At 62.3% G+C, this 4,235-nt stretch carries 5 protein-coding genes; 2 read left to right on the top strand and 3 right to left on the bottom strand.

Features of this window, described 5'->3' with window-relative positions; all coding sequences use genetic code 11:
* Positions 1-283 precede the first annotated feature (283 nt).
* Positions 284-1,033, top strand: coding sequence for a helix-turn-helix transcriptional regulator (locus EN939_RS23210; protein WP_127269959.1), 750 nt, complete (start codon positions 284-286; stop codon positions 1,031-1,033).
* A 21-nt stretch (positions 1,034-1,054) separates the two neighbouring features.
* On the opposite strand, the gene EN939_RS23205 is transcribed toward EN939_RS23210, so the two are convergent.
* Together EN939_RS23205 and aguA are read right to left on the bottom strand one after the other, a co-directional pair.
* Positions 1,055-2,149: a polyamine ABC transporter substrate-binding protein gene (locus EN939_RS23205; protein WP_127269957.1), complete on the bottom strand. Its 1,095-nt coding sequence runs from the start codon at positions 2,147-2,149 to the stop codon at positions 1,055-1,057.
* Positions 2,150-2,194: 45 nt separating this feature from the next.
* Positions 2,195-3,301, bottom strand: a complete 1,107-nt coding sequence (aguA, locus tag EN939_RS23200) for an agmatine deiminase (protein ID WP_127269955.1) — start codon at positions 3,299-3,301, stop codon at positions 2,195-2,197.
* Positions 3,302-3,505: 204 nt separating this feature from the next.
* Here aguA and EN939_RS23195 point away from each other — a divergent pair, with 204 nt between their 5' ends.
* Positions 3,506-4,012: an OsmC family protein gene (locus tag EN939_RS23195; protein WP_127269953.1), complete on the top strand. Its 507-nt coding sequence runs from the start codon at positions 3,506-3,508 to the stop codon at positions 4,010-4,012.
* Between the two features lie 3 nt (positions 4,013-4,015).
* Here the strand turns inward: EN939_RS23195 and EN939_RS23190 are convergent.
* On the bottom strand, positions 4,016-4,235 hold a 220-nt coding region (locus tag EN939_RS23190; protein ID WP_164751158.1), incomplete at its 5' end, for a hypothetical protein.

The following is a 4,235-nucleotide window of genomic DNA, read 5'->3' as shown; positions in this document are numbered from 1 at the left end:
GGTAATCCAGCTTGCGCCCGGCCAGTGTGATCGAATAGTTGGTGGTCTGCGGCGGCGGCAGCAGGGACAGCACACCGCCCGCAGGTGCCGGCCGCTCCGCCGTTTCAGCCAGGACGGGCTGCGCCAGGACGGCAAGCATCGGCAGGATGAGGAAGATCAGTTTCAGCTTGACCGGCATGATGGCTCCGCGAGAACGACTCCCGCATAGGTATGGCCGAGAGGATCGAAGTCAAAGGAAATGGCTGTCTTGAACCTGCAACGGCTTGCGCTAATGTGAGCCGGAATGCAGTCGAACATCTCTCTCGATCGGTTTGGACACTGGAGCGGTGGTGTCGCCGCCGCGGCCATGGCTGCAACGCCCGAAGAATTGTCCGCTCGCTTCACAGCGGCGGCGAGCGGACTGCTTGGCTCCGACCGCGCCTATGTCGGCTTCTACCGTCGAGACATCACATCCCTGACCATCGACGATGCCGGCCCCGATCGCTGGAACCGCGACTACGATGCACGACTGTATCGCCAGGATCCCTTCTTCCAGAGGTTCGCCAGCACAAGACAGGATTTCCTGTTGCCGCTGTCGGCACTCCGCAATGGCGACTTCCAGCGTACCCCCTACTATCGCGAATTCTTCGGCCCTTCCGACAGTTTCGACGAGATCACCGGCGTGTTCAATCTCGACGGGCTGACCGCTGGCTATGTCACCTTCCTGCGGCGAAACGGGGCACCGGCCTTTGGCGATCAGGATCTGGAGATGGCTTACGCGGCAAGCAGCGCGACAAGGCTCATTCTGCAAAGATTGCTTCATCTGTGCCGCTCCCGGGACAAGGGCGCCGCAATCGGTGACGGACGCTCGCGGCTGAGCAGGCGCGAGGCCGAGGTTGCGCGGCATCTGGTCGAGGGTGGCAACGCCAAGACGATTTCGCGAAGCCTCGCCGTCTCACCCGGCACCGTCCGCAACCACATCAAGCAGATCTACCGCAAGCTCGGCGTGCACTCCCAGGTCGAGCTGCTGGCGGCCTTCCGCGAAGCCGCTTGAGCCTGACGGCTTACGCCGGCGCTATTGCCCCGTCACGATGCGCGTCCACATGCGGTTTTGTGATCGCAGCAGCTTTGGGTCGTTGTTGTCGACCACGAACAGCTTGGCCTTCACGGCATCAGGCGGAAAGACGCCGGGATCGCTGGCTATCGCCTTGTCCATCAGCGGCAGGGATTCCGGTATCGCATTGGCATAGGAGACATAGCTGGAATTGGCCGCGGCGATATCGGGCCGCAGATTGAAGTTGATCCAGGCCTGGGCGTTGTCGGGATGCGGCGCATCTTTCGGCACCACCATCGTATCGAAGTTGATGAGCGTGCCTTCTCTGGGGATGGAATAGGCGATCTCCAGCTTCTTCACGGATTCCGCCGCACGGGTCCTTGCCTGAAGTATGTCGCCCGACCAGCCCAACACCACGCAGATGTCGCCGTTGGCGAGGTCGTTGATGTATTTCGACGAATGGAAATAGCGGATGTAGGGCCGCACCTTGCCCATCAGGTCCTCGACCTTGGCGAGGTCGTCGGGACTGGTCGATCTGGGGTCGATGTGAAGATAGTTCATCGCCATCGGGATGACTTCAGCCGGCGCATCGATCATGGCCACGCCGCAATCGGAGAGCTTCTTGACCACGTCCACGTCGAAGACCATGGCGAAGGAATCCGTCGGCGCGTCCGGCAGCCGCTGCTTCACCGCGGCGACGTTGTAGCCAATGCCGTCGGTGACGGCCATATAGGGCACGGCATGCAGGTTCTGCGGATCGGCGCCCGCGATCAGCGCCAAGGCCTGCGGATCGATCTTCGAATGGTTGGCAAGCTTCGATTTGTCGAGTTCCAGGAACGCCCCCGCCTTCACCTGGTTCTTCAGGAACGGATAGGCTGAGGGGTAGACTACGTCATATCCCGAGCCGCCGGTGAGCAGCTTGGTTTCAAGTACCTCGTTGCCGTCATAGACATCGTAGCGAACCTTGATGCCCGTTTCCTTCTCGAATTTCTCGGCGGTGTCCGGCGCGATGTAGTCGGACCAGTTGTAGACGTTGACGATCTTTTCCTCGTCAGCCGAAGCCGCATTTGCGCAGACGCCGCAGGCAAGCAGGGTTGAGAAGATCAGAGCGCGCATAAATGTCCTCCGTTTTCGCTATCTGTTTTCGGCATGCGTCGTCCCTCAGCGTCGCTGCGGGGCATAGACCGGCAAGGTGATGCAGGCGACATTGCCGCCGCCCAGCAAGATCTCGCGCGAGTTCTCGATGCCGACTATCTTGTGGTCGGGAAACAGCTCGGCCAGCGTCTGCTTGGCCTTCACATCGAGATCGCAGCCGAACTGCGGTACCACCACGACGCTGTTGCCCGGATAGTAGTTGATGTAGCTCGCCGCGATCCGGTTTCCGGCCGGTCGCGCCCAGGTCGAATCCAGCCGGTCCACGCTCTCGCTTTCTTCCGGCGTCATCTCGATCGGCAGGGGATGCGGCAGCCGGTGGATCTCCAGTGCGCGGCCACGCGCATCACGGGCCGAACGCAGCACCTCTTCGGCTTCTCGCACAATCTCATATTGCGGGTCCTCCCGATTGTCGGTCCAGCTCAGCACGACCACGCCGGGACGCACGAAGCAGCAGACGTCATCGACATGGCCGTCGGTTTCGTCGAAGGCAAGGCCACGCGGCAGCCAGATGACGGTGTCGACGCCGAGATAGTCACCAAGCTGGCGTTCCACCTCGGCCTTGCCGAGATGAGCGTTGCGATTTCGGTTGAGCAGGCATTGCTTCGTCGTGATGAGGGTGCCCTGGCCATCGCATTGCAACCCGCCGCCCTCGGCGATCAGCGGTGCGCGGTAGCGATCCATGTTCTCGATTTCGAGCACTTTTTGCGCTGCCAGATCATCGAGGTCCCATGGCGCGTAGAGGCCGCCGTCAAAACCGCCATAGGCGTTGAAGATCCAATCGACGCCACGCACGCCGCCTTGATCGTTGACGACGAAATTGGGACCGCTGTCGCGCAACCAGGAATCGTTGGTGGACATCTCCACGACACGCACATGGCCGGGCAATCGCGCTCGGGCATTCTGCCACTGGCGAGCGGAGGCCGCCACCGTCACTGGCTCGCTTTGCGCGATCGCCGCGGCGACATCCACGAACAGCTTTTGCGCGGGCTTGGCGCCGAGGCGCCAGGTGTCCGGCCGCTCCGGCCAGATCAGCCAGCAGCCTGACTTTGGTTCGAATTCGCCGGGCGCGCGAAACCCATCCTGTTTCGGCCTTGTCGAGAGGGTACGGGGCATCTTGGGACCGCCGGGAAATGGAGTGATGACTTGCCCGGATCAGACGTTTTTGGGACCTTGTCCGTCAATGTCCCATTTGGGATATCGGTGTTGACCGCTGTCTCCTGTTGCGGAACGGCATTGCCTTGCCACGGTGATCGGCGCAAATCTCGACCGGACGGCGTATGCCGGTGACGCAAGCAGTCGACGAAAGGGGAAAAGCGGATGGATGCGACCGAACTGAAGGCCATGCAGGCGCCGCTGAAGCAGGCCTACCGTGACGATGCTTCGCAGGCTCTGATCACGCTTCGCGCCAAGGGCTCGATCGATGACCAGTCGGTTGCCTGCAAGGTGGAGACGGGCAGGGCGCTCGCCATCGCCGGCTTGCATCCGGCAACAGGCGGCTCAGGGCTTGAACTCTGCTCGGGCGACATGCTGCTGGAGGCCTTGGTCGCCTGCGCCGGGGTGACGCTCAAGGCGGTGGCGACGGCGCTCGAGTTCAAGCTCGGCGCCGCCACGGTGGAGGCCGAAGGCGATCTCGATTTTCGCGGCACGCTCGGTGTCGCCAAGGATGCACCGGTCGGCTTTCGCGCCATCCGGCTCAATTTCAACCTCGACACCGCTGAGCCGCAGGAGCGGGTAGACTCGCTGCTGAAGCTGACCGAGCGTTATTGCGTGGTGTTCCAGACCATCAGCCAGAAGCCGGAGCTGACGGTGAGCGCACGCCGCTGATGCTTACTGCGCCGACGGTTCTTCGGCGTCGCCCTCGTCAGTGAAGGGCGAGGCGCTCGGCACGCATTGCACCGACCAGCCGGCCGGTGTCGGCTGCTTCTGATATTCGGTGATGGCGGCGGTGCACTGTTCGCGTTTGTCGAAGGTGCTGGGCAGCACGACCATGCCGCCTTGCGGGCCGGCGATTACCAGATACCAGACCAACGCTGCTGCGGTCGTAGCC

Origin of the sequence: Mesorhizobium sp. M7A.F.Ca.CA.002.05.1.1 (assembly GCF_003998335.1) — a bacterium.
In the GTDB taxonomy this organism is placed as follows: Bacteria; Pseudomonadota; Alphaproteobacteria; order Rhizobiales; family Rhizobiaceae; genus Mesorhizobium.
This window is presented reverse-complemented; position numbering and strand designations above follow the sequence as displayed.

Excerpts from the sequence above, each read along its gene's own strand:
- EN939_RS23195 (WP_127269953.1), top strand. The coding sequence starts at position 3,506 with ATGGATGCGACCGAACTGAAGGCCATGCAGGCGCCGCTGAAGCAGGCC.
- EN939_RS23210 (WP_127269959.1), top strand. The coding sequence starts at position 284 with ATGCAGTCGAACATCTCTCTCGATCGGTTTGGACACTGGAGCGGTGGT.
- EN939_RS23205 (WP_127269957.1), bottom strand. The coding sequence starts at position 2,149 with ATGCGCGCTCTGATCTTCTCAACCCTGCTTGCCTGCGGCGTCTGCGCA.
- aguA (WP_127269955.1), bottom strand. The coding sequence starts at position 3,301 with ATGCCCCGTACCCTCTCGACAAGGCCGAAACAGGATGGGTTTCGCGCG.